General features: G+C 40.0%; 17 protein-coding genes. 5 read left to right on the top strand and 12 right to left on the bottom strand.

The window, feature by feature from the left end; translation table 11 throughout:
• Positions 1–135 precede the first annotated feature (135 nt).
• The 8 genes from HC725_RS09740 to HC725_RS09705 form a co-directional block, all read right to left on the bottom strand.
• Positions 136–1,143 carry an ABC transporter permease gene (locus HC725_RS09740; RefSeq protein ID WP_190331627.1) on the bottom strand — a complete coding sequence of 336 codons (1,008 nt, stop codon included), beginning with the start codon at positions 1,141–1,143 and terminating at the stop codon, positions 136–138.
• A 28-nt stretch (positions 1,144–1,171) separates the two neighbouring features.
• Positions 1,172–2,506 (bottom strand): CmpA/NrtA family ABC transporter substrate-binding protein, encoded by a 1,335-nt coding sequence (locus tag HC725_RS09735; RefSeq protein ID WP_190331657.1) that lies wholly within the window; start codon positions 2,504–2,506, stop codon positions 1,172–1,174.
• A 369-nt stretch (positions 2,507–2,875) separates the two neighbouring features.
• Positions 2,876–3,505 carry an ANTAR domain-containing response regulator gene (locus HC725_RS09730; RefSeq protein WP_190331626.1) on the bottom strand — a complete coding sequence of 210 codons (630 nt, stop codon included), beginning with the start codon at positions 3,503–3,505 and terminating at the stop codon, positions 2,876–2,878.
• 211 nt (positions 3,506–3,716) lie between these two features.
• Positions 3,717–5,924, bottom strand: coding sequence for a TonB-dependent receptor (locus tag HC725_RS09725; RefSeq protein ID WP_190331625.1), 2,208 nt, complete (start codon positions 5,922–5,924; stop codon positions 3,717–3,719).
• A gap of 236 nt (positions 5,925–6,160) precedes the next feature.
• On the bottom strand, positions 6,161–8,194 hold the full coding sequence (fhuB, locus tag HC725_RS09720) for a Fe(3+)-hydroxamate ABC transporter permease FhuB (RefSeq protein WP_190331624.1): 2,034 nt from the start codon (positions 8,192–8,194) through the stop codon (positions 6,161–6,163).
• Positions 8,194–9,096, bottom strand: coding sequence for an ABC transporter substrate-binding protein (locus HC725_RS09715; RefSeq protein ID WP_190331623.1), 903 nt, complete (start codon positions 9,094–9,096; stop codon positions 8,194–8,196). Before HC725_RS09715 ends, fhuB begins: the two co-directional genes overlap by 1 nt.
• Positions 9,097–9,188: 92 nt before the next feature.
• The gene (locus tag HC725_RS09710) at positions 9,189–9,956 is read right to left on the bottom strand and encodes an ABC transporter ATP-binding protein (RefSeq protein WP_190331622.1); all 768 of its coding nucleotides are present in this window, start codon (positions 9,954–9,956) and stop codon (positions 9,189–9,191) included.
• Positions 9,957–10,162: 206 nt separating this feature from the next.
• Positions 10,163–11,914 (bottom strand): IucA/IucC family protein, encoded by a 1,752-nt coding sequence (locus HC725_RS09705; protein WP_190331621.1) that lies wholly within the window; start codon positions 11,912–11,914, stop codon positions 10,163–10,165.
• Between the two features lie 167 nt (positions 11,915–12,081).
• Between HC725_RS09705 and HC725_RS09700 the strand changes: the two genes are divergently transcribed.
• Genes HC725_RS09700 through HC725_RS09690 form a run of 3 tightly spaced genes read left to right on the top strand, consistent with a single transcriptional unit; the run spans position 12,082 to position 17,521 of the window.
• Positions 12,082–13,281, top strand: coding sequence for an MFS transporter (locus HC725_RS09700; protein WP_190331620.1), 1,200 nt, complete (start codon positions 12,082–12,084; stop codon positions 13,279–13,281).
• A gap of 54 nt (positions 13,282–13,335) precedes the next feature.
• Positions 13,336–16,164, top strand: coding sequence for a GNAT family N-acetyltransferase (locus tag HC725_RS09695; protein WP_190331619.1), 2,829 nt, complete (start codon positions 13,336–13,338; stop codon positions 16,162–16,164).
• Between the two features lie 22 nt (positions 16,165–16,186).
• A complete protein-coding gene (locus HC725_RS09690; protein ID WP_203219074.1) occupies positions 16,187–17,521 on the top strand; it encodes a lysine N(6)-hydroxylase/L-ornithine N(5)-oxygenase family protein in 1,335 nt (444 codons plus the stop codon).
• A gap of 106 nt (positions 17,522–17,627) precedes the next feature.
• On the opposite strand, the gene HC725_RS09685 is transcribed toward HC725_RS09690, so the two are convergent.
• Positions 17,628–18,734, bottom strand: a complete 1,107-nt coding sequence (locus HC725_RS09685) for a 1-acyl-sn-glycerol-3-phosphate acyltransferase (protein ID WP_190331618.1) — start codon at positions 18,732–18,734, stop codon at positions 17,628–17,630.
• A gap of 281 nt (positions 18,735–19,015) precedes the next feature.
• On the opposite strand from HC725_RS09685, the gene HC725_RS09680 reads away from it, so the two are divergent.
• Positions 19,016–19,636, top strand: a complete 621-nt coding sequence (locus HC725_RS09680) for a hypothetical protein (protein WP_190331617.1) — start codon at positions 19,016–19,018, stop codon at positions 19,634–19,636.
• On the opposite strand, the gene HC725_RS09675 is transcribed toward HC725_RS09680, so the two are convergent.
• Entirely contained in the window at positions 19,624–20,145 is a 522-nt protein-coding gene (locus HC725_RS09675) for a nicotinate-nicotinamide nucleotide adenylyltransferase (RefSeq protein WP_190331616.1), read from the bottom strand. The two genes, HC725_RS09680 and HC725_RS09675, sit on opposite strands and share 13 nt — an antisense overlap.
• Positions 20,146–20,283: 138 nt before the next feature.
• Here HC725_RS09675 and nadE point away from each other — a divergent pair, with 138 nt between their 5' ends.
• A complete protein-coding gene (gene nadE, locus HC725_RS09670; protein ID WP_190331615.1) occupies positions 20,284–21,120 on the top strand; it encodes an ammonia-dependent NAD(+) synthetase in 837 nt (278 codons plus the stop codon).
• 144 nt (positions 21,121–21,264) lie between these two features.
• Here nadE and HC725_RS09665 read toward each other — a convergent pair whose 3' ends face one another.
• A complete protein-coding gene (locus tag HC725_RS09665) occupies positions 21,265–21,834 on the bottom strand; it encodes a YceI family protein (protein ID WP_190331655.1) in 570 nt (189 codons plus the stop codon).
• An 11-nt stretch (positions 21,835–21,845) separates the two neighbouring features.
• Complete coding sequence (locus tag HC725_RS09660; RefSeq protein WP_190331614.1) at positions 21,846–22,385, bottom strand: cytochrome b; 540 nt, start codon at positions 22,383–22,385, stop codon at positions 21,846–21,848.
• Between the last annotated feature and the right edge of the window lie 60 nt (positions 22,386–22,445).

Raw genomic sequence — 22,445 nt, 5'->3', positions numbered from 1 at the left:
AGCCTTATTTTTTTCTGCTTCCAAAACTGACATATGCTTCTCCAATCTTTTATCATTCATCTTTTAATCACTATCTCGTTGCGAACCTATATAGCTTTACTCACTAACGGCTTCACGAACTAGTAGCGTCACGAGTTAGCGTAAAACCTGGTTTTTATTCCATGACAGTTTCTTCTGCAGCATCAACATGCCTCGATCAAATAACAGGCCAATCAAGCCAATCACAATCACTGCTACCATGATCCGCCCAAGTGATTCCGAGCTACCATTTTGAAATTCATCCCAAACAAATTTTCCAAGTCCTGGATTTTGCGCCAGCATTTCTGCGGCAATCAACACCATCCAAGCAATACCAATCGACAAACGTAAGCCAGTAAAAATCATAGGTACGGCAGAAGGCAAAACGATGGTGCGAATGTGTTGCCACCACGACAAGCGCAGTACTTTACTGACATTCAACAAATCTTTATCCACACTGGTGACGCCTACAGTGGTGTTAATCAAGGTTGGCCAAATACAACACAGTGAAACGGTTAATAATGAGTTCACAAAGGCTTTGGGAAACATAGGATCATCTGACACATATGTAGCGCTGACCACCATGGTGATGATCGGCAACCAAGCCAATGGAGAAACAGGCTTTAGCAATTGAATGATGGGGTTAAAAGCTTGGTATAAACGAGCGTTTAAACCCAAAATAATACCTAGCGGAATAGCAATCACAGATGCCAATAAAAAGCCCGCGGCCACCGTGATTAAACTAGTACCAATTTGGTCAAAGAAGGTTGCTTTACCGGTATACGGCCGAACTTTTATTTCTGCATTGGGATCGGTCGCTAATTTGGCTTGATTACGCTCATCTTGACGCTGATAAAATGCTTTCTCTTTCTCACGGCTAGTAAAATGTTCACTCACCAGGCCACCAAATTGTTGCGCGGTTTGATATGGCCCTGGCAATACACCCAATGAAGTGTGCACTTGTTTCGCCGCTAAGCTCCACATCAACAAAAATATCGCGATTCCGACCATTGGTAATAACACACTACGGCTAATGGTTGCTGCCACTGATTGATTGCTCTCTGCTGGGTATGAAAATAGCGAGAAAACATTATTAAATTTATGGACACTCGTTGTATTCGACATAGTTACTTCCTTGTTCTATCAATAACGATTAAATGGCATCTTTATCTTTTAAGCCGATAGAAAATTTATCGATGTAAGCATTGGGGTGTTTACCGTCATAAACGATGTTATCGATAAAGTGTTTTTGCGGCCCACGAAACCCATCTGATGTATTTAACTCTGGGAAATCTGCCGCTTTCATCGTTCCATCATCAATTAATGATTGAGCTGCTTTACGATAAATATCTGGTCGATACACTTTTTTCGCGATATCCATATACCAAGAGTCGGGTTTGTACTCGGCAATTTGTCCCCAACGGCGCATTTGCGTTAAATACCAAATTGCATCGCTGTAATAGGGATAAGTGGCGTTATGTCTAAAGAATACGTTAAAGTCAGGGATCTCTCGTTTGTCGCCTTTTTCATACTCAAATGTGCCCGTCATTGAGTTAGCAATTACTGCTTTGTCTGCTCCCACATATTCACTACGAGCCAATATGCCGACGGCTTCATTACGATTTTTGTTATTATCTTGGTCTAACCAATAAGAGGCGCGGATCAGTGCACGAACTACACGAAGATGGGTATTAGGATATTTATCTTGCCATGCTTTAGAGACACCAAACACTTTCTCAGGATTGTTCTTCCAAATCTCATAATCGGTCACAACTGGAACACCAATACCTTTGAATACCGCTTGTTGATTCCATGGTTCTCCAACGCAATAACCTTGAATTGTGCCTGCTTCCATCGTGGCGGGCATTTGTGGAGGAGGAGTAACACTCAACAGGACATCGGCTTTCGCAGTTCCACTGTTATCCCCTTTATTCGGAGCATAAAAACCGGGGTTAATTCCACCAGCTGCGAGCCAATAGCGTAATTCATAGTTGTGGCTAGAAACGGGGAAAACCATCCCCATTTTGAATGACTTCCCTTCTTTGTTGTATTGGTCAATCACAGGTTTCAATGCATCCGCTTTAATTGGGTGCGCTATTTTTCCGTTACTATCCTTGGCTAATTGTGGCTTCATTTGATCCCACACATCGTTTGAAACCGTAATGGCATTACCGTTTAAGTCCATACTAAATGCAGTGATGATGTCAGCTTTAGTACCAATACCAATGGTCGCTCCCAATGGTTGCCCAGCTAACATATGCGCACCATCAAGCTCACCATCGATAACCCGATCCAGTAACACCTTCCAATTAGCTTGTGATTCCAACGTGACGTATAAGCCTTCATCTTCAAAATAATGCTTTTCATACGCCACCGCCAACGGCGCCATATCAGTTAACTTGATGAAGCCAAATTTAAGGTCTTCTTTTTCTGGTGGACCTATTTTTTCAGCCGCATGAACGACAATAGGCGTTAATAACACACACATTGATAAGGCCACTACTGAGGTTAATTTTTTTACTTTAAGTACCGCTTCGTCCATTTTATTCCCCTAAGGCCAACGACCTTTGCTTGATCCATCAACTCATATTCAAAAAAAAACGCCGCCCATCCGTAGATAGGCAGCGCCATTGCTATTCCATATTCGATTTTGTTCACCGCCATTGATGATTAAAATCGCCGTCTTATTTCAAATAGTGAAACAGACTCAAATTGTCGTGTTACTTATATATCTAATAACTATCCAATTTTTGTGCCAACTTATAAACAGGTTATTTTTTAGCTACTTAGCAATAAACCCCTTTCCGATGTTACTTATTTGTTGCAAAACAGTGCAAGGTTGCACACATTTCAATCATTAGAGTGAGATGTGTTCAAAGGTAACTAATAAGTTTTTCGCGACTTGTCCCATCGTTTGACTGTTTTTCATAGCCGTACTACGCAACGCTTGGTAGGCTTTTTTCTCATCAATCTTATGTAACTTCATTAACAAGGCTTTTGCTTGCTCCACCCACTTACGTTCCTCTAATTTTTGCTCTAGATCCGAAATAGTTTGTCTTTGAGATTGCGCATTCTCTCGAACTTGTTCCGCATACTCCAACCAGCCTTTAAGTGGTTCAGTGGGAATTGATGATAATAAAACATAGCCAGATGAGTTTGGCAGGCGATCACTATCCATTGGTTTTAACTGATTGATAAATGCGATTAATGGAATATTATTATGCTCAGCCAGTTCAATGATCCACTTCAGCTCACCACATGGTTGCCGCCATGACACCACTAAAATAGAATCCGGCTGCTTGGCCAATACGGATTCTAACTTGCGTAACGAACAGGCTGTAATGTCATCAAAATCCTGTGCTAAGTGACCACACAAAAACACTTGTTGGTTCATTTCATCACAACACACAATAATAGGCTTTTGACTTGATTTGGATTTTTTCACCGCTAGAGAAAGTGTTCCCTTTGATGATTTTTTATTCGACATTCTTTCCATTGGCACTCATTACATCCTTGTAAACAACCGGCTAATCACGCCTTTATGCCAACAATCATGCAATTGACTCGCCTACTTGGTCGAAAGAATGAAAAACACCTCTTTAGGGGTAGGCAAACCTAGAGGTAAGAGATATAAAAAAACAGGTGCTAGTCGCTCACCTGTTTCATTTCGATTTAAAGCTAAAAGTTTATAACAAAAGTTAATATTTAACTTGATAGCTCAGCATGTAAGTTCTGCCTTGCCCTTTGTAGTCAAATATAGATGCAGGCGCTGAAGCTCCATAGTACAGCTGAGCACGTTGTCCCCAAACGGTTGTATAGTCTTCATCCATTAAGTTCTGGATCCCAAATGCTAGGCTACCTACGGGTAAGTTGACGGAGCTCATAAAGTCAACGGTTGTATAACCATCGAGTTCATTATCTGAATCATCACTTAAATCAAACATAGTATTACTTTGTAAACGTAATGCATATTGTTCATCATACCAACCCAACCAAGCACTCGCCTTTGATGCACTTGCTCCTGTCACAGCAGACTTAACCCAATTACCACTACTGTCTTTCTCTTCAGTTCGAACAACATGGCCAGAACCACCGATTTGTAAATTAGTCGTTAACCAATAATTCAGTTCTGTTTCTAAGCCATATACGCGTTTATCCGAATCTATTTCTTTTACTGAAAGGTTCTTTTTATCATAGGAAATCACTTTATCTGACAATGAAATATACGCAGCGGTTTGAATACTTAACTCACCAACTTGGTTACGCATCCCCACTTCAAAACTGTTGGTTTTCATCCCTTCAAGTTGAGAGTCAGCAACATTAATGCTGTCCACCAGTTCTAAATGTCCACCGACATTATCGTAGGTACCAATGCCATAATATTTCGCAGGATCAGCAAGATCAAATCCTTGAGAAAAATTAGCCCATACCTGATTCATGGCATTAATACGGTAAATAGTCCCTAAGTTAAACAAACCGACACTATAGTCAGTGCTACCACCATTAATACTATCGGCAGACATTGCTCCACCAAGGGCGATTGTTGCTTGTGCATCAGAGGCAACATAATCATCGATCTTATTATTGATGTATTGGTAACGATACCCACCTTGAACAGACCAATCGTCGGTAATACTAAACTCACCTTGTAAGAAGCCGGCAACCGAAGCCACTTCCGTTCCTGGGTATCGACCTATTGTGGCGTAAGAATCATTAACTAAGCCGCCTGTTGCATAGCTAGTCGCAGGATCAAAAATGGTTTGTTTGCTGTCTAATGTATCAATATAGCCATCAACGCCATACGTTAAATTAAAGCGTCCAAAGTCTTTAAGCAGCGCCATTCGTAAGCTAACAACTTCAGTATTTTGCTCTGAAGCTGCCATGTAAGTACCGTAGATAAAAGGGATAAAAGACATGTTTTCTTTACGGTATGAAGCTTGAACCATTAACTGCTGACTTAAAAAATCCGTATTCAAATAGTTCATATTGAGCATGTAACGCTCGGTGCCACCTTGCTGGTCAGATTCATAACCCTTACTGCGTGGATCAATTTGACTCGGATCTCTTAACCCTGCAAAATTTTGCCCAAAATTAATTCCGTACGGGCTATCTTGTTGGCTATCATAATATTGCGCCATTAAAGATATCGTTTGGGTATCGGTTAAATTAATTTCTCCCGATGCCATAAGATCGAGTACTTTGTTGTACTGTAATGAACCTTGGGTGATATCCGGTACAATGATGTCACCATTACCGTCATACTTCCCACCTGTTTCATGGTATACGGCGGAAATTCGTCCCCGTGCTTTATCATTACCACCGCTAATTGACTGAGCAATCTTGCCATCGTAATCATCACTATTATTAAAACCAGAACCGCCACCAACATAGGTTTCAGCTTGAACAGTGCCATCAGAAGAGGCTTTTTTAGTGACGATATTAATCACACCACCAGTTGCACCCGCTCCATAAACCGAAGTCGCACCAGAAAGCACTTCAATACGTTCGATATTAAATGGGTCGATGGAGTCAAATTGACGGCTAATTGATCGAGAAGAGTTAAGTGATACACCATCAATCATTACTAACGCAGAACGACCACGTAAATTCTGAGCATTGTTGGTACGCCCTTGACTACCAACATCTAATGATGGAATCGTCGCTGCAAGAATGTCGCCTAAGCTTTTTCCCATACGAGCTTCTTGCTCAATACGCTCTTGATCAACATACCAAACCGTTCCCGGAATTTCGCTAATGCTTTTAGGTGCCGTACTTGCCACCACCACCATCGCATCCGTGGATCTATTTTTATCTTCTGCCTGTACTGCGAAACTTGACGCTCCAACAAGTGCTAAAGCTAATGTTACAGGTGTTAATCTCAATCCTTTTAAAGTGTTAATTTCCATTTAACTATTTCTCTCTATATTGAATTTAAAAAATAAACGCATTTCAATACTTCATGTGTAATGCCAACAAAAAGTAATACGAACCCAAATGATAAGTATTACCATGTATAAGCAAGAATCACCCATTACTAAACGGGAAACCCGAGGATTAAATGAATGATTTAATGATCAGCAGTTCAAATACCAATCTTACATACCCTATTTACTTAGGTATTTTATGGTGTTTCTAATTATTCTTATTGCTTACGTAGCAAGTAAATGAAGTAACCGCCGCCAATTAATGACGCTAATAACCCTGCGGGAACTTGCCATGGAAACCAAATGTTTCGCCCAAGCCAATCAGCCAATAGCATGATATTACTACCAATAACACACGCTAATAGCATTTGATGTCGAGCGGTATACTGCCCCAACGATTTCGCCATATGTGGCGCTAATAAACCAACGAAACTAAGCGGGCCAACAACGATCACGGCTAAAGCTGTCAATAATGAGGCCAACAACATTAACCATTGACGTACGCGATAGGTATTCACCCCAAGCGCACTTGCCGTAATATTCCCCATCGCCATTAAATCCAACCAGCGGTGACATAAAAATAAGCCCGCAGCCAACACTATTGTTCCGAGTACTAATACCAAAGAATCTGACCAAGCAACCAAATACGTTGAACCTGATAACCATGCTAATAACGCTTTAACTTGTTCATTACCACTGGCCAGTGATATTCGAATTAAAGAATCTAAAAACGCACTTAATGCCACTCCTGTTAATAGCATTCTGGCCGGTGACAATTGGCTTTTTCGACTTAACCACCACACCAAAAACATCACAGATAAAGCCCCTGCACCGCCCAGTAATAACTGTTCAGCTCGGCTAATAGATCCAAAAATCAAAACGCCTAATACTAATGAGAAAGCCGCACCAGAGCTGATACCTATAACTTCTGGACTAGACATTGGATTGCCCGTGATCCGCTGAATAATACTGCCAGCTAAAGCTAAAGAAGCACCGGCAAACACCGCAACAATCACTCTCGGTAGGCGTAAATCGAGTACAGTTTCCGACCAAGCCACTTGCCACCCTAGCTGACTTTGTCCTACAAAAAGCGATAGGCATAACAAGATAACAAGTACCGTAATCGAGAAAATAAAAACCGGTAAAAAAGCCTTATCAACAAAATATGGATCTGGAGTGGCTTCAAATTTTTGACTTGAAGACCATGATTGCTTGCTTAACAACCACAGTAAACATGGTGCCCCAATTAAAGCTGTGACTGCTCCCGTTGGTAATAAATCGCCAGCAATCCCAGTAAACTGCATCACCACGAGATCAGTAAGCAGCAACAATACTGCACCGACTAATGTACTAATAATCAGTTGGCTTATCATACGTCGAGCACCAAGCAATTTTGCCAAAGCAGGTGCGACCAAACCTATAAAACCGATGATCCCGACTTCACTCACAATGCTAGAAGTAACAAACACAGCAACGATTAATGCCGAGATCCGCAACACACCTACTTTTACGCCCATTGAAGAGGCAACATCTTCCCCTAACTGAAGAATTGAAAGTGGTCTTTGGATCAGCATTAACACCACTAAAGCCAATAAAATTTGTGGCAATAGATGCTGAACCCCAAGCCAATCATTTTGATCAAGCGCTCCCGCTCCCCAAATAAATAGTCCGGTTAATTGTTGTTCATTAAATAAGATCAACACCATATTTAATGCCCCTAAAAACAGAGTTACCACCATTCCTGATAACACCATTTGTAGTGGCGCGAAGCCTTTTCTTACCGTCAGTAAAAACACTAACCCTGTCGCCAGTAATCCACCAATAAAAGCAAAAGATTGAGGGGTTAACCAAAATAAAATTGAATACAACGTACTCCAATCGGCTAATGGTAATAATAATGCAACGGCAATTCCAAGTTGAGCGCCAGATGCCACACCTAACGTTGTTGGAGAAGCTAGTGGGTTTCTTAATACCGCTTGCATCACACATCCCGCCATCGCAAGCCCTGCACCGCACAAGATGGCCATCGCTAAACGAGGAAAAAAGCTGTAATGCAAAATAACGTGTTGATAGCTATCAAGATCGGGCGACAGCAGAACCTCACTCCATTGAGATAACGGCAATGGATAAGGCAAACTAATAGAAATCAATCCAGTAATGATTGCCGCGACTATCAGCATGAAGAAAACCGACTTCAATAAATAGACATAATTTGCGCTGTTAGTTTTTAAAACTGAGATAGATAACGTCATTATTTAGCCGGCATCGTTAATTGACGAGTCACTTCATTACTCAATCGCTCGGCCGCTTTAAGACCACCAAAGGTCCACACTGGCGGCAGCGCGTATACTCGATTTTCTCGAACAAATTTCATGACCTTCCAGATAGGATTACTGGTTAATACACTTTTGTCTTTTTTGCTCACTGGACCAAAATAGAAAACGCTCGAATGTTGTAAAGGTGCTAATTGTGAAATCGTCGCAGAACTAAAACCCCAGCTATTTCCCATCGGCTGCCATGCATTGTTTAATCCCATTTGAGTAATGGTTTCACCTGCCAATGAATTGGATGCATGAATTCGAATATGTTTATCACCAATAAAGCGAATGAGTAATAACGGTGTCTGCGAAGTATTATGCGATTCAATATTGGCTTTATTGGTTTTTAGGGTTTGATTAAACTCATCGATCACTTGCTGAGCTCGAACCGTGCGATCAAGCACTTTACCCAACGTCAATAGTTGAACCTTTGCCGCTTCTAAAGGCTTATTCTTTGGGGTATAGACACTCAAGACCATCGTGGGTGCAATCGCATTTAATTTTTCATAAGCTGGGCTCATCGCGTCACTCATCAAAATTAAATCTGGTTTCATCTGGGCTAAAAGTTCCAAATTAGGCTCTCGCCTTGATCCCACACTGACTACATCATTAGGCAAGCTCGGTTCCACTACCCAGCTCTGGTAACCTTTTACATCTGCCACACCATAAGGAATAACGCCCAATGCTAATAGATGCTCAGTTAATACCCAATCAAGTGCGACTACTTTAATTGGCGTCGTTTTCAACTCAACGCTTCCCATTTCATGTTCAAAACTTTGAGCCTTAGCACTCAAAGCAATAAGAAACAAAATGGCACCAAAAAAACGCATTTTCATCTTCATTATTTCCTTTTGTTCCCGAGCGTTAACTCAAGAACTATTTTTGAATATATCGCTTCAAAATCATCATGTACTGACGAATATATTGATTAACGGATGTAGCTTATTGAATGTCCCGTTTCTGGGTGGATAAACAAACCAAGAGGAATTCCGTAAATCGAATGCAGCACGTCTTGCTGCATAAGTTCTTGCGGTGAACCGCTTGCTAATACTTTCCCTGAATGCAACGCCACCATATGATCACTAAAACGTGCCGCCATATTAATGTCGTGTAATACCATAATGACCGTCATACCTAAGCTTTGATTTAATTCACGAATTAACGCGAGAAGTTCATATTGATGCGCCACATCTAACGCTGATGTTGGTTCATCAAGTAAAATACATTCACTTTTTTGTGCCAATAACATTGCCACCCAAGCTCGTTGCCTTTCACCACCAGATAACGTCGCAACAAAACGATCCTGCATATGAGTTAATCCAACTTGCTCAATGGCTTGGTCGATAAATACTTCGTCTTGAGTACTATAACGACCAAATAAGCCTTTCCATGGATAACGTCCAAAACGCACCAGTTCACGAACCTTTACGCCATCGGTGATTGGTGGATGCTGGGGTAAATAAGACACTTTCAATGCGAAGTCTTTAGCCGATAAATCAGATAATTTACTTCCATCCACTAAGATCTCACCTTGAGTCGCCACTTGCTGTCTCGCGAGCATTTTGATCAACGTCGATTTACCACTACCGTTATGACCAAGTAAACTGGTCACTTTTCCTTTCTCAAAACCAATGTTAATGGGACTCAAAATCGTCTTATCTTGAGTACTAAATGCAACATCTGTTAACTGAAACATACACCGAAACCTAAATGAGCTATTTATGAACCTATTTTAAATCGCGCAAATAATAATAATTATCATAAGCAATATCAATTAAAATATGAATTTATAACCAAGCCAGTTCACAAATAAAGATCATTTATACCGAAAGTAATTGAAGTTGCAGTTAGGCCGTAATTGAACATAACCAACAAAGCTTCAGGTAAGAGAGGTATACACCATTACGATAATAACAGTGGATTACTAATCGGATCGGCCAACTCAGGTAAAGGACGCTCACTGCTATCCCCTAACCCAATTTTAAACCGTACTTTGTTTAAGCAAATTTTGTCTATTTTATCCGTGAAAAGATTCAATAATTCATAACGCTCACTTAGTTCAGGATGCTGGGATTGATAGCTTATAAGCGTGCGTCGCAATAACTGATAAAACACAACTTCACTAACACCAAGCTTTTCTAACCAAGGCGAAACAAAACGTAAAACAGTGACAAAATGTCCGGTTAATAAGTCATGGATCAGATAATGAGCGGGCAAACGAACAAGGTTATTTTGAATATCTTGATCTAAACTTTCTAGTTCAGAAAAAGGTTGATCGATCAGACGCAAATCACCATGAAAATCTTTAATCAAACAGCCTACTGGACGGTTATCTTCCAATACTAAAGTAACGTTTTGACCATGCGCGACAATACCAACACCATATTTCACCATTAAGTGGTAAATGGGTACCACCACATGTTGAAACAGTTCTTGCAACCATTGCTTAGCAGGCAAACCCGATAATAAAATTAATGCTTCAATGCACGATGTTCCTTCTCCATCGGCTTGCATTAACGTCGCCATTGAAAGTGGTCGTTGATTAATTGGCAGCAAACTTTCTGCGCGCTCACGCCAAATACAGCCCAGCATTTCTTGGTATCGATATGGGCCCTCAATTTTGGACTGATGCGGATGCGGGCAATACACACCACCTATTTCTTGCTGAACGCGTAAACCACACATCTTTAGCACGGGATCGTTATTGGCGATATCAGCCAACCACACAGAAATCCTGGCGCCATGAGCAATATATTTCCCGGGAATTCCTCGATAACAAGATGTATTTAGAATAGTCAATGCTGTTTTTACATCAACATCAACTAAAGAACTTTCTGCGGTCAACGTTCGAATTGATTGTTGAGCAATCCACTTCATTGAGGTGGTGCCTAACTCGATCAATTGTTGTTGCATAAAATACTGAAGATATTGGCTTTTTAAATAACGCTCTAATTGCCAAGGGTGCACGAGGATGATGTCAAACTTATCCAACCCACCTTGAGGCAGCTGGCAAATCAATGCTTGCCACTCTTCATTTGAGACAAAAGATTCAAATAAATTTTGCGAAGTTAAACCGGTCTGAAAACCAGAGATAGAAATAGACTTATCAACGGCCAGAAAGTGTAGTGCGAAAGCCTCGCCCGACTCAGGTGAATATTGTTCTAATTCAGTTTCTCCCCACCCTAGTCGACCTTTATTAGCGATCAATTTAGGGTGTGCATCAAGATATTGTTGACGTGTTACTTCATCCATCAGAACGATATCTTGAGCCGTAACACCTTGTTGCGCTTTCAAGCACCGTATCTCGCTCCAAAGTGTTTGTTGTGTTTCTTCAATCAAGCCCGCTAAATTCATATCTGATATTGACAACCTAGTCTGTAGATCCAATAACAAATCATTCAGTAGTGGAATATCACCGTGGCTAGTCATAATCGAATCAGACTTGATCAGCAACATTCCCCACACGCTGAGTTTTGCGTTAAAAGACCAAAAATGATCGCCACATTCCAATTGAAACACCTGACCTTTAACGCCTTTTGATGCCAAAGTTTGAGGTCTACTTGGGGTGTAATTGATGAGCTGCTCAAAATGAATTTCACTCAATGTTTTTGCGATTAACTTGCGGTTAGCCTGCTGCCAAAACTGATGATCCACGCATCCTCCTAAATCATAATACATTGATAAAAAATAGGTTTTTATTTCATCTCTAAAACATGTAGCACGAAATATTCACCAAGAATTTACATCAATGTATTGACATCAGACCCAAAGATCAACAAATATAATGATAATTATTCGCATTATCATTTGAAGATTAAATTATGTGGTTATTCGGTTCATTATTAACATTAGGCGTCAACCAAACACTCTTGATTGCGTTGTTGCCTCAAATTGCGATGCTTTTCGATGTCGATGCTCAGAGTAACAATCTTGGTTTGATTGCCATTGCCATCAATGTGAATTTAGTCAGTTATTGGATTGGATCTGGTTTGTGGGGAAAATATCTCCATAAAACAAGTTTGCTGCAAGCCTATTTTGTTGCTTCCTTAGGCTATATTATTTGCCACGTTTTATTCATCAGCGCTCTATTTCACGTATCTGAACCACAGTTATGGTTAGCCGCATTAAGCCGATTTGGCTTAGGGTTATTTAGCAGTGCGTTCATGCCGATTGGACAAACTCATCTTGCACATAAACAACCGCCTGCACTCAATAAATTATCGCAACTAAGTGGTATGGCAACATTAGGTCGATTGCTTGGCCCCACGCTAGTCTTCTTGCCTCTCACGTTACCCACCGTGTTATTACTCACTCTCATTCCGGTATTAACGAGCTTGTTGTTGATTAAATGGTTTGTAAAAGACTCACTAACTCTGACCGATCATCAACAAGTTTCACATAAAACCACAGACAAAACCTCATCATGGCAATTGGCCAAACAACACCAATTAACGTTTATAACCGCATGTTTAACCACCATGTTAGTCGCAGTTTATCAATTGATGTTGATCCCATATCTAGCTCAATTGGGTTTCAATGACCAAAATATTTCTCATTATCTTGCCATGCTAATGCTAGGGATCAGCTTATTGATGGTAATAAACCAACTCTGGCTTATCCCCCATGTCGTTAATTTTTCCAACATCACTTGGCATAGTATCTTTTGGTCATTACTTGTCACCGCAGCACTACTTATTTTCACCGAACATCATTTAAGCGCTTTAGTGGCATTAAGTATCACTTTAACTATCGCACTATCAACGTTGCCTGCTTGGTATTCAAAACAACTTCTATCCATCCAAGAAAGTAAGAATAACACCAGTCAACTCAGTGGATTATTGGCGCAATCCCACTCTTCTGGTCATTTAATCGGTACTGGTTTCGCCTCATTATTTTTATATTTGCATTGGAATATTGAATATTTATTACTCCTCAGCATCGCCATATTACTCATTTGTACGATTCAACTCAGACGTAAACATAGGCTTTTAGCTCCTTCGCGCAGCTTGAGTCAAAGCTAACATTTAACGTAATAATTTTATCCACTCAATACCGATTTTTAATAAGGAAATGTCATGTCACTTGAACAGCCATCTTCACTCCATCACGATCTCAGCTTACAAAGCTTTTTTAACAGCTTTTCAATGGAAACAGATTCTTGCCAGCTCCATCACCGCACATTATTTATTCCATTAGGAGAGAAGCAACTTGCTTTGCCGTTAAGCTACCAATCTCACCTTGGTAGACATCGTTATAAAGGTGACATTTACCTTTGTCGTAACGCTATCACTGATTCACTTTCACAAACTGACCGTATTGAATTTTCAGCCTCTATTCAACACATCGTTGATCATTACTTCCCACGAGTGAAGGATGAAAAACGCGATCGATTCTTTAACCGTGTTGGCGAGTCAAACCGTTATGTAAAAGCGGCTTATGAATCGCTCATGTCTAGACAAAACACAAACCCAATAGACGCTTTTATTCAATCAGAACAAGCATTAATTGGTGGCCATAGCATGCACCCTGCTCCCAAAAGTTGTGAGCCACTGACGATTGAGGAGCAACATGCTTATTTGCCAGAATATGGGCAGATGTTTGCAATTGAATGGTTTGCTGTTGATCCTAAATTTGTCGCAACACAAAAAAATGCTCAAGGTGATACACAAGCGCTTTACTACACTTTCAAACAATTATTACGCAAAAATCTTAATCTTGATGGTAAAGCTGAAATGCCATTGCCCACTTTAATTGAACAAGGTTGGTTAGCACTCCCAATGCATCCATTACAAGCACAAGCATGGCGTAGAAGTCAGCATGATACTGATCTCAGCAAACATGTTATCGATTGTAAAATTGCCACGCAAGGTTGGACAGCAACATCATCTAGCCGAGCAATTTATCACCCAAACTTAGCTTGGATGCTGAAAGTTTCTTTACCCGTAAAACTGACCAATTCACTTCGACTTCTCACAGAAAAAGAAGTCAAACGTGGGGTACAATTTAGTCAATTATTGCAAACCAATGCAGGCAAAGAAATGCTGCAACGCATGCCAAATACGGAGTTCCTACAAGAACCAATGTGGGCATCAATAAAATCTCTCGAAGGTGAATGCTTAGATCTTCCTTTGGTGTGTTTACGAGATAACGTTTTCTTTAAATCAAATAACAAAAAAAGTTCGTATTTGTTGGCGAGCGTGAATCAGAACATCAATAATCACAGCCAAATTGGGGATTGGGTAAAAGCCTACGCCAACGCAGAAAATATCAGTTTGCAACAAGCGGCACATCAATGGTTATCTTGCTTTATGGACAATGTCATTGCGCCGCTATGTATTGCTCGTAGTGATTACGGCATCATTTTATTAGCTCACCAACAAAATATTTTGTTAGATATTAAAGACAATCTGCCTACAGGTATGAAATACCGTGATTGCCAAGGCATCGCTCTCACTGATATCACTCTCACTCGTTTTTCAGATTTATTTGATGGTCAGCAACCTGAGTATTTTGTGTCGCAAGATCAAGTTAATCCTTATTTGGCTTATTACTTAATAGGCAATAGTTTACTCAATACCATTACGGCTATTTGCGCCGATCACCAATTAGATGAACGTTCATTATGGACAGTTTGTCAGCATAGTTTTTCAGCCTTGCGTCAAGCTCACCCAAAAGATCCAAGTTTTTATGACTACTTGTTATCGTCGCCAACTTTACACTGGAAGCGGAACTTCTTCTGTTTCTTATCCGATTTAAACGAAGCCACCTTAGACGATCCAAGTCAGATTTACTGCCAGATTTCGAATCCATTTTATGACTCTGAGCCAAAACCTCGTATACATAAACCACTGCCTCTTACTCAAGCATCAGGCTCGTCACGCTCTTTACAACCTTCTCACTCGCGACAGCAACGCAATGTGTGCATTGAAACCTTAAGCCATTTAGATGATGGCGAACAAGTGCATCAACGTTACCGCCTTTATGAACATGGCATTAATAAAGGTGAATTTGATGTTATTCGCCATCTTAGTGGTACGCATTTAGATGCAGAATTTAGTGATACATTGATGTGGTGGAGCGCCCTAGAACACGCTTTTTATCTTTATAACGATACTGATATTTCAAGCAATCAATGGCCTGAATTTGCCAAACCACACTTAAGCGATAACAAAATGTCGCGAGTGATTTTTTTACAAGTGGCACCTATCTGGCATCAAGCACATGAAAGCCAAAGTCGGTCTAGCCAATCCAACGCTAACCAAAGTATCAGCGACATATCCAGTTCAACCCAGATCGCTGCCAATGGTATTTCCCACCCGACACGCCCCGATAAACCCGTGGGCCAAGTTTTTCAACGCTACTGTTACCACTTAAAACGTAATCTATCATTTAGAACGGTAGATATTGAGCGTGATTTGCAAATTTTTAACCAATGGCACAATCACTCACAAATCCACCCTGTTTGGGAGCTAAAAGGCAGCCTTTCTATGCACCGAGAGTACCTACAGAAGATGGCACAAGATCCGCACCAATTTGCGGTAATTGGTGAGTTTGATGGCGTCGCTTTTGGATATTTTGAAGTGTATTGGGCACCAGAAGACCGCCTTGGACCATATTACGAATGCCAAGATTTTGATCGTGGAGTGCATATTCTCGCGGGTAACTTTGATTATCGCGGCGGCACCTTTTTCGATGCTTGGGGGAAATCCATTTTACATTACTGCTTTTTAGATGAAGCACAAACCATGAGAGCCGTTGGTGAACCCAATGCCAAGAATCACCGCGTGGTAAAAATAACCGAACGTATTGGGATGAAAAAACAATTCGAATTTGATTTCCCTCATAAACGTGCCGCCTTATTACAATGCGAACGTGGCGACTTTTTTAACCGCGTACTGTTCTAAAACCTCAAATCTAAAGGAAAAGATGATGACTACACCACAGAAACTAGACCCAATGTTAGACTGTATCGGCATCGGCTTAGGCCCTTTCAACTTGAGTATTGCCGCATTGGCAGATCAAGAAAAAACTCAATTGAGTACTCTATTCTTAGAACGTAAACCCTCTTTTAGTTGGCACCCAGGTTTACTTTTAAGCGATGCTAAAATGCAAACATCCTTTTTAAAGGACTTGGTAACCGCTATCGATCCCACTAGCCAATACAGTTTTTTAAATTACTTGGTGACTCAGCAAAAATTCTACCCTTTCTGCGCCTCTGGCCAGTCGGTAATTTCACGCTTAGAGTTCTCAGATTATTTAGCATGGACTGCTCATCAACTGCCCAATGCACAGTTCGATTGCAACGTGAAAAATGTTGAGTATAAAGACGGCCAATTTACCGTTAGCTCAGAAAATGACACCTTCACTAGCGAGCATTTAATCATTGGAACGGGAATGCAGCCTTACGTGCCTGAGTGCATAAAAGGCCAATTATCTAGCACCTGCTTCCACGCTAGCGAACTGGCTTTACGTGCGCCGGATCTCACGGGAAAACGAGTCGCTATTATTGGTGGAGGTCAAACTGGTGCAGATATTTTCCAACATACCTTTGATAAGCACTTTGGCAAACCGGCACACATTGAATGGATCACTCGTCGTCCTAACATCGAACAATTAGATGAAGGTTGCTTCACTGACCAATATTTCATGCCTGATTATGTCAATAACTTCTATCCACTTGATCAAAAGAGTAAGCAGCAAGAAATTACTCATCAAAAGCTTTCAAGTGACGGTGTCACCTCTGATTGTTTACAAAATATCTACCAAAGCCTATATCACGACAAATATGTACTCAGAAATACTAAATGGTGGGCAATTAAACCTCATCAAAGCTTAATGGGAAGTCAGTACAGAAATGGAGTATATCAACTAGAAATCCAGCATGGGCTGAACCAAACTGTGGATATTATTCAAGCTGATGTCGTTATTCTTTGTACCGGATTTACCCACGACTTACCAGCTTGTTTTGACAACTTAAAACACTTGATGATCACCGATCAACATAATCCCCTCATATTAAGCTCAGATTACTGTTTACAGTGGAAAGGCATGCAAACCAATCACATCTACATTGTGAATTCTGGCACGCATAATCACGGTATCGCCGAGCCTCAACTCAGCCTAGCGGCTTGGCGAGCAGGCAAAATTATCAACCACTTAACGCAACGATTCGTTTATCCATTAGCGGAAAATCAAAATATTATGGATTGGGGATTAGATGTTGAACCGCAACACGATTTAGCCGCAGTAAGCTCGATGTGATACATATATGTCCGATACATATAAAGCTTAGGTAACTGAACTGTTGACCATATTAAAAAGCAATCCATTGAATTGGATTGCTTTTTTATTTTAAAATCGAGTTAAGTTACTTCTTCTTAAAAACAGGATTAGCATACATCTCGATTAATTTCGTCTGTGCATTTTCTGGTAATTGACGCAATTTCGCCGCCAATGTTGCCTTTGTTTCATCTGTAATTGAATCGCTCTTGTGACCTGCTGCCAAAAGATTAATCGGGTACAATCTATACAGATTGTGAATTTGTCGGTCGATCTCTTGAGCTAATAAATCAGGGGCTTCGAAATCGCCAGTGACAACGTCACCAAAGCTTACATGAACTCGCCCTTTATCCCCAATAATACCAGTCACAATGCTTTCAATATCTTCAAACTCTGTTTTTTGATAATGACCATTAGTTTCCATTTGGTACAATTCGTTGGCTTTTGCTACATCAAGTGGATCATTTTCATAAGAAATAGATACCGGCACAATTTTCAACGACTTTACATAATCTGAAAATGGTATTTTTTGACGACGACCTTCAACATGGAACATCTTTAAGATTGCAGGCTCCGTCATATCATTACCATCTTTAGCTCGCCCTTCACGTTGAGCAATCCAAATCGAATTATTTGTATCTAAAGAATGCTTGATATAGGCCGAAAGCTGGCCCAATGTTTTCATCATCTCACGTGGGCCTTTCGCTGAACGTTTAACAATAAAGCTTTTGTTTAGCTTCATCATTTCAGTTGCACAAGGCATTTTTAATAAATTATCACCAATTGCAATTCTCATTGTTCGATGACCCGCATTATATAAGCCCCAGTTAACAAGTGCTGGGTCCATAGCAATATCACGGTGATTAGAGACAAATAAGTATGCTTGGTTTGGATCTAGATTTTCTAATCCAGTATAGGTGACCCCATTAGATGTTTTATCTAACGTTGATCCCATAAAATTTTTCACTTCAAATTGAATATCATCAACACTTTTTAGCTTCGACCATTTTAACTTGAGATAAAACTTGATAATTGGCGAGACCAATTGCTTAAACCAAGCTGATTTATGCGAAAACCGATACTTAATGATGGCATTAATAAAATCAGCATCATTAATTAGCCGATCTAACGCGGCAGGGATCTCATCATCATTATAAGGACGAATTTCTTTATACGGATCGTTATCAATACTCATTATTTACTGCTGTTATGAATAAAACGTAATTTGCACAAAATTGTAGTTAGTTCGACAACTTCACCCTATCTTTTTAGGTAACCACTAACACAACTATGCAAAGCTTAAACTGGAGACGTAAAGTACCTGAATTAGCGCCAATAGTGAATAAGAAGATAGCTCAGTTTTGCTATCTTCGACCTTTTTAGTATGGTTTTTTGATATTTTAACCACAAAAATTGGCATCAGGTTTAAGAAAACGCTAATCTTAGCCTCTCTTACTAGAAGTCTGAACTCTGCACATGAATTATCTCACCTCTCACACTCGTACCCAATATCCATTTCTTGTCAGCACGGCTAGAAAAAAAACTACCAAACATCGACTCATTTATATTGAACAAGGCAACATCATTGTTCGTTTGGGGAAAGAAGAATATATATTTACAACCGGACAAACTCTATGGCTACCAATAGATTGCTTGGTTGCGATAAGCTATTTACCAAATACAAACGTGACTGAAATAGAGATATCTATCCGATCCCAGAGAAACTATCCCTATCAAGCGGGTTTACTACGCGGTTCAGAACTTATCAACGCTATCGTAAATAAGCTTTGCCATCTCCATTTTTCACCAAATGATACTGCGTTAAAGGCTTTATATTCCGTTTTTATTGACGAAATAACATCAAATGAATATCAAAAAGAAAAAACACCACATCTTAATGATAATCACACAAGCGTATTACAAAGCTTCAAAGATAAAACTGAACATCACCAAATACAAGTTGCACTAAAGGTTAGAGAAGCCTTCAAAATGCAGCAGTCAGGAAAACATCGTTCTGTTATTATTAATACCCTATTTTCAGGCAATGAGGCTCAGGCAGATCAACTTTGTCGCTTAATTGCTAATCAAGCCTTATAAAGTTGATTACTCTCAATAAATTTCTGAACTGACGCGGTAGTTAAGTGTTCAATATTTACATTTTGGCTACAGTTTTGGCGAATATCACTGCTTCGTACGGCTAATTTTTCAGGACACGCTAGCACAGACCAACGCTGAATAATTTCATCGTATTTATAAAACTTAGAGAAACTTAAAAAATTATCTGGCCCCAAAACAAACGTCAGTTCAGCGTCTGGATGCATTTCTTGTAAAGCACAAAGCACCTCAAAAGTCGTTACAGAATCCTTATTGTCTTGATAAAGCTGATTTTCAATACGCGATAGTTTAACTTTGGTGAATGCCATATCTGCAATAAATCTCTCTACCATCTGACAGCGGACATCAAACTCCAACATGGACTTTCCCCAGGCATGAGCAATACTGGGCACTAACAATATTTGGTCAAAATGCATTAATGATGAAATGACCGATTGATGCCCCAAACTCGGTGGATTAAATGCACTGCCAAATACCGCTATGGTAGCCATGTTGATTTCCCTATAAACAATAATTCAATGTATTAATCTCAAGTTTACCACCGAAAAGCGTTGATTCGAACTGGAAACCCTAACCCTTTTGAGTATATGATTAAAACGACTTAAATTTGCTGGTAATAAGGGATCATCATGGAGCAACACATTCGCCAAGAAATGCGCGTACAACCATCTATTGATGCACAATTTGAAATCGCTCGTCGGATTTCATTTATCAAAAATCGTCTTCAAGCATCTGGTTGTAAAGCATTAATATTAGGGATTAGCGGTGGCGTTGACTCCACCACTTGTGGTCGTTTAGCTCAGTTAGCGATCAATCAATTGAATCAAGAATTATCAACAAACGATTATCAATTTATTGCGGTTCGTCTCCCTTATGGTGAGCAAAAAGATGAAGAAGAAGCGCAATTAGCTCTCTCGTTTATTCAACCAACACATTCTATCTCGGTTAATATCAAAGCCGGTGTCGATGGGATGAATAGCGCTACACACCAAGCACTTAAGCATACTGGATTACTTCCAACCAAAGCTGAGAAATTAGATTTTGTGAAAGGGAATGTAAAAGCACGGGCTCGTATGATAGCCCAGTACGAAGTTGCAGGTTATGTAGGAGGCTTAGTATTAGGAACGGATCACTCTGCCGAAAATATTACTGGTTTTTATACCAAATTTGGGGATGGCGCATGCGATCTTGCTCCCCTATTTGGCTTAAATAAGCGACAAGTTCGTCAAGTTGCGGCGCAGTTAGGAGCCCCAGAATTATTAGTGAAGAAAGTTCCAACAGCGGATCTAGAAGAACTCGATCCACAAAAAGCAGATGAAGCAGCATTAGGCCTAACTTATGATCAAATTGATGATTTTCTAGAAGGTAAGCCAGTATCCAAAGATGCATCTGATCTTTTAGTGAGTATTTATAATAAGACACAACATAAGCGCCAACCGATTCCAACTATTTATGATGATGAGTAATTGGGAATAAAATAGGCTCCCAAATTCACATAGGGAGCCTTTAAATCAGCGGTAAAATTCAATTGCCGCTTAGTTGCTTAGTTGCTTAGTTAAATATTAAATAAGCAACGATTTTTTAGATATCAATTACGATTTAGATACCAACTATTGCTTGATACCTTCAACATAAAGATCTAAATCAACATAACTAGCACCCGCCATGACTTTAATACCAAAATCTTTTAATTCCAGACGAGTCGTGCCTTTAAACCCAGCTCTCTCTTTACCCCATGGGTCATTACCACCGCCAATAAACTCAGCATCAATTGTTATTGGCATTTTCTTTCCATGTAGATCCAAAGTTCCATCAACGGCTAATTTTCCATCGCCTTTATCTGTTACTTTTGTACTTGTAAATGTGGCTTTCGGGAATTTACTCGCATCTAAGAAGTCATCGCTACGAATATGTTTATCACGATCGGCTTGATTAGAATCTATACTGCTAGTATCAACGACAACATTCACTGTAGACGCTGAAACATTGCTCGGATCGTAAGAAAATGTCCCATCAAAAGTATTAAAACGACCTTGGGTGAAGCTATAACCTAAATGGCTAACACGGAAGTTTACCGAAGCATGGGCTCCTTTTGTGTCAATAGCATAATCTGCAGCAATCGCACTCATAGGCGCAACCATGATGGCACATAAGCCTACCGCTGTTAGATGTTTTCTAATTCCTGTTTTGATCATTTTATAACTCCTGTCATTTTTCGTAGGGTATCGTCTTTATTAATAAAGTGGTGTTTTAATGAAGCAACAGCATGTACTGCAGCTAACGCAATGAGCACACAAGCAAAATAATAATGAAGCAAACCAGAAATATCCGATTGGTCTTCAAACAATGCACCAAGAGATGGCACAGTAAACCAATCAAAAATATCGATTCCTCTCCCATCAGAAGTTGAAATTAAATAGCCCGAAATGAAGATACTAAACATAAGTAAGTACATTAAGCCATGAGCAACTTTAGCGGCAATCTTTTCAAACGGAGTCCCGTCAATAGCGGGTGATGCCGTTAATAGCCTCCATATAACTCTAAACATAGTTAAAGCAGAGAGTAATAAACCTATCGATTTATGCCAATGGGGAGCATCTTGATACCAAGCACTATAATAATCTAAGTCCACCATCCATAAGCCGGAAGTAAACAAACCAATAATCACCAAAGCTGCAACCCAATGGTTCACTTTTGCAATTTTGTTATATCTTTTCACATTACTTTTCATCGGCTACCACGGCTGTTCATCTATTAAAACCTTCTCATCATAGCGCTGGAATATCAAAAG

The organism is Vibrio sp. S17_S38 (assembly GCF_014694375.1).
GTDB lineage: Bacteria > Pseudomonadota > Gammaproteobacteria > Enterobacterales > Vibrionaceae > Vibrio.
This window is presented reverse-complemented; position numbering and strand designations above follow the sequence as displayed.

What these genes read in the sequence shown, in the direction of transcription:
- HC725_RS09735 (WP_190331657.1), bottom strand. Translation starts at nt 2,506, where the DNA reads ATGTGTGTGTTATTAACGCCTATTGTCGTTCATGCGGCTGAAAAAATA.
- HC725_RS09675 (WP_190331616.1), bottom strand. Translation starts at nt 20,145, where the DNA reads ATGGCTACCATAGCGGTATTTGGCAGTGCATTTAATCCACCGAGTTTG.
- HC725_RS09695 (WP_190331619.1), top strand. Translation starts at nt 13,336, where the DNA reads ATGTCACTTGAACAGCCATCTTCACTCCATCACGATCTCAGCTTACAA.
- HC725_RS09710 (WP_190331622.1), bottom strand. Translation starts at nt 9,956, where the DNA reads ATGTTTCAGTTAACAGATGTTGCATTTAGTACTCAAGATAAGACGATT.
- HC725_RS09725 (WP_190331625.1), bottom strand. Translation starts at nt 5,924, where the DNA reads ATGGAAATTAACACTTTAAAAGGATTGAGATTAACACCTGTAACATTA.
- HC725_RS09700 (WP_190331620.1), top strand. Translation starts at nt 12,082, where the DNA reads ATGTGGTTATTCGGTTCATTATTAACATTAGGCGTCAACCAAACACTC.
- HC725_RS09730 (WP_190331626.1), bottom strand. Translation starts at nt 3,505, where the DNA reads ATGTCGAATAAAAAATCATCAAAGGGAACACTTTCTCTAGCGGTGAAA.
- HC725_RS09690 (WP_203219074.1), top strand. Translation starts at nt 16,187, where the DNA reads ATGATGACTACACCACAGAAACTAGACCCAATGTTAGACTGTATCGGC.
- fhuB (WP_190331624.1), bottom strand. Translation starts at nt 8,194, where the DNA reads ATGACGTTATCTATCTCAGTTTTAAAAACTAACAGCGCAAATTATGTC.
- HC725_RS09715 (WP_190331623.1), bottom strand. Translation starts at nt 9,096, where the DNA reads ATGAAAATGCGTTTTTTTGGTGCCATTTTGTTTCTTATTGCTTTGAGT.
- nadE (WP_190331615.1), top strand. Translation starts at nt 20,284, where the DNA reads ATGGAGCAACACATTCGCCAAGAAATGCGCGTACAACCATCTATTGAT.
- HC725_RS09740 (WP_190331627.1), bottom strand. Translation starts at nt 1,143, where the DNA reads ATGTCGAATACAACGAGTGTCCATAAATTTAATAATGTTTTCTCGCTA.
- HC725_RS09680 (WP_190331617.1), top strand. Translation starts at nt 19,016, where the DNA reads ATGAATTATCTCACCTCTCACACTCGTACCCAATATCCATTTCTTGTC.
- HC725_RS09660 (WP_190331614.1), bottom strand. Translation starts at nt 22,385, where the DNA reads ATGAAAAGTAATGTGAAAAGATATAACAAAATTGCAAAAGTGAACCAT.
- HC725_RS09685 (WP_190331618.1), bottom strand. Translation starts at nt 18,734, where the DNA reads ATGAGTATTGATAACGATCCGTATAAAGAAATTCGTCCTTATAATGAT.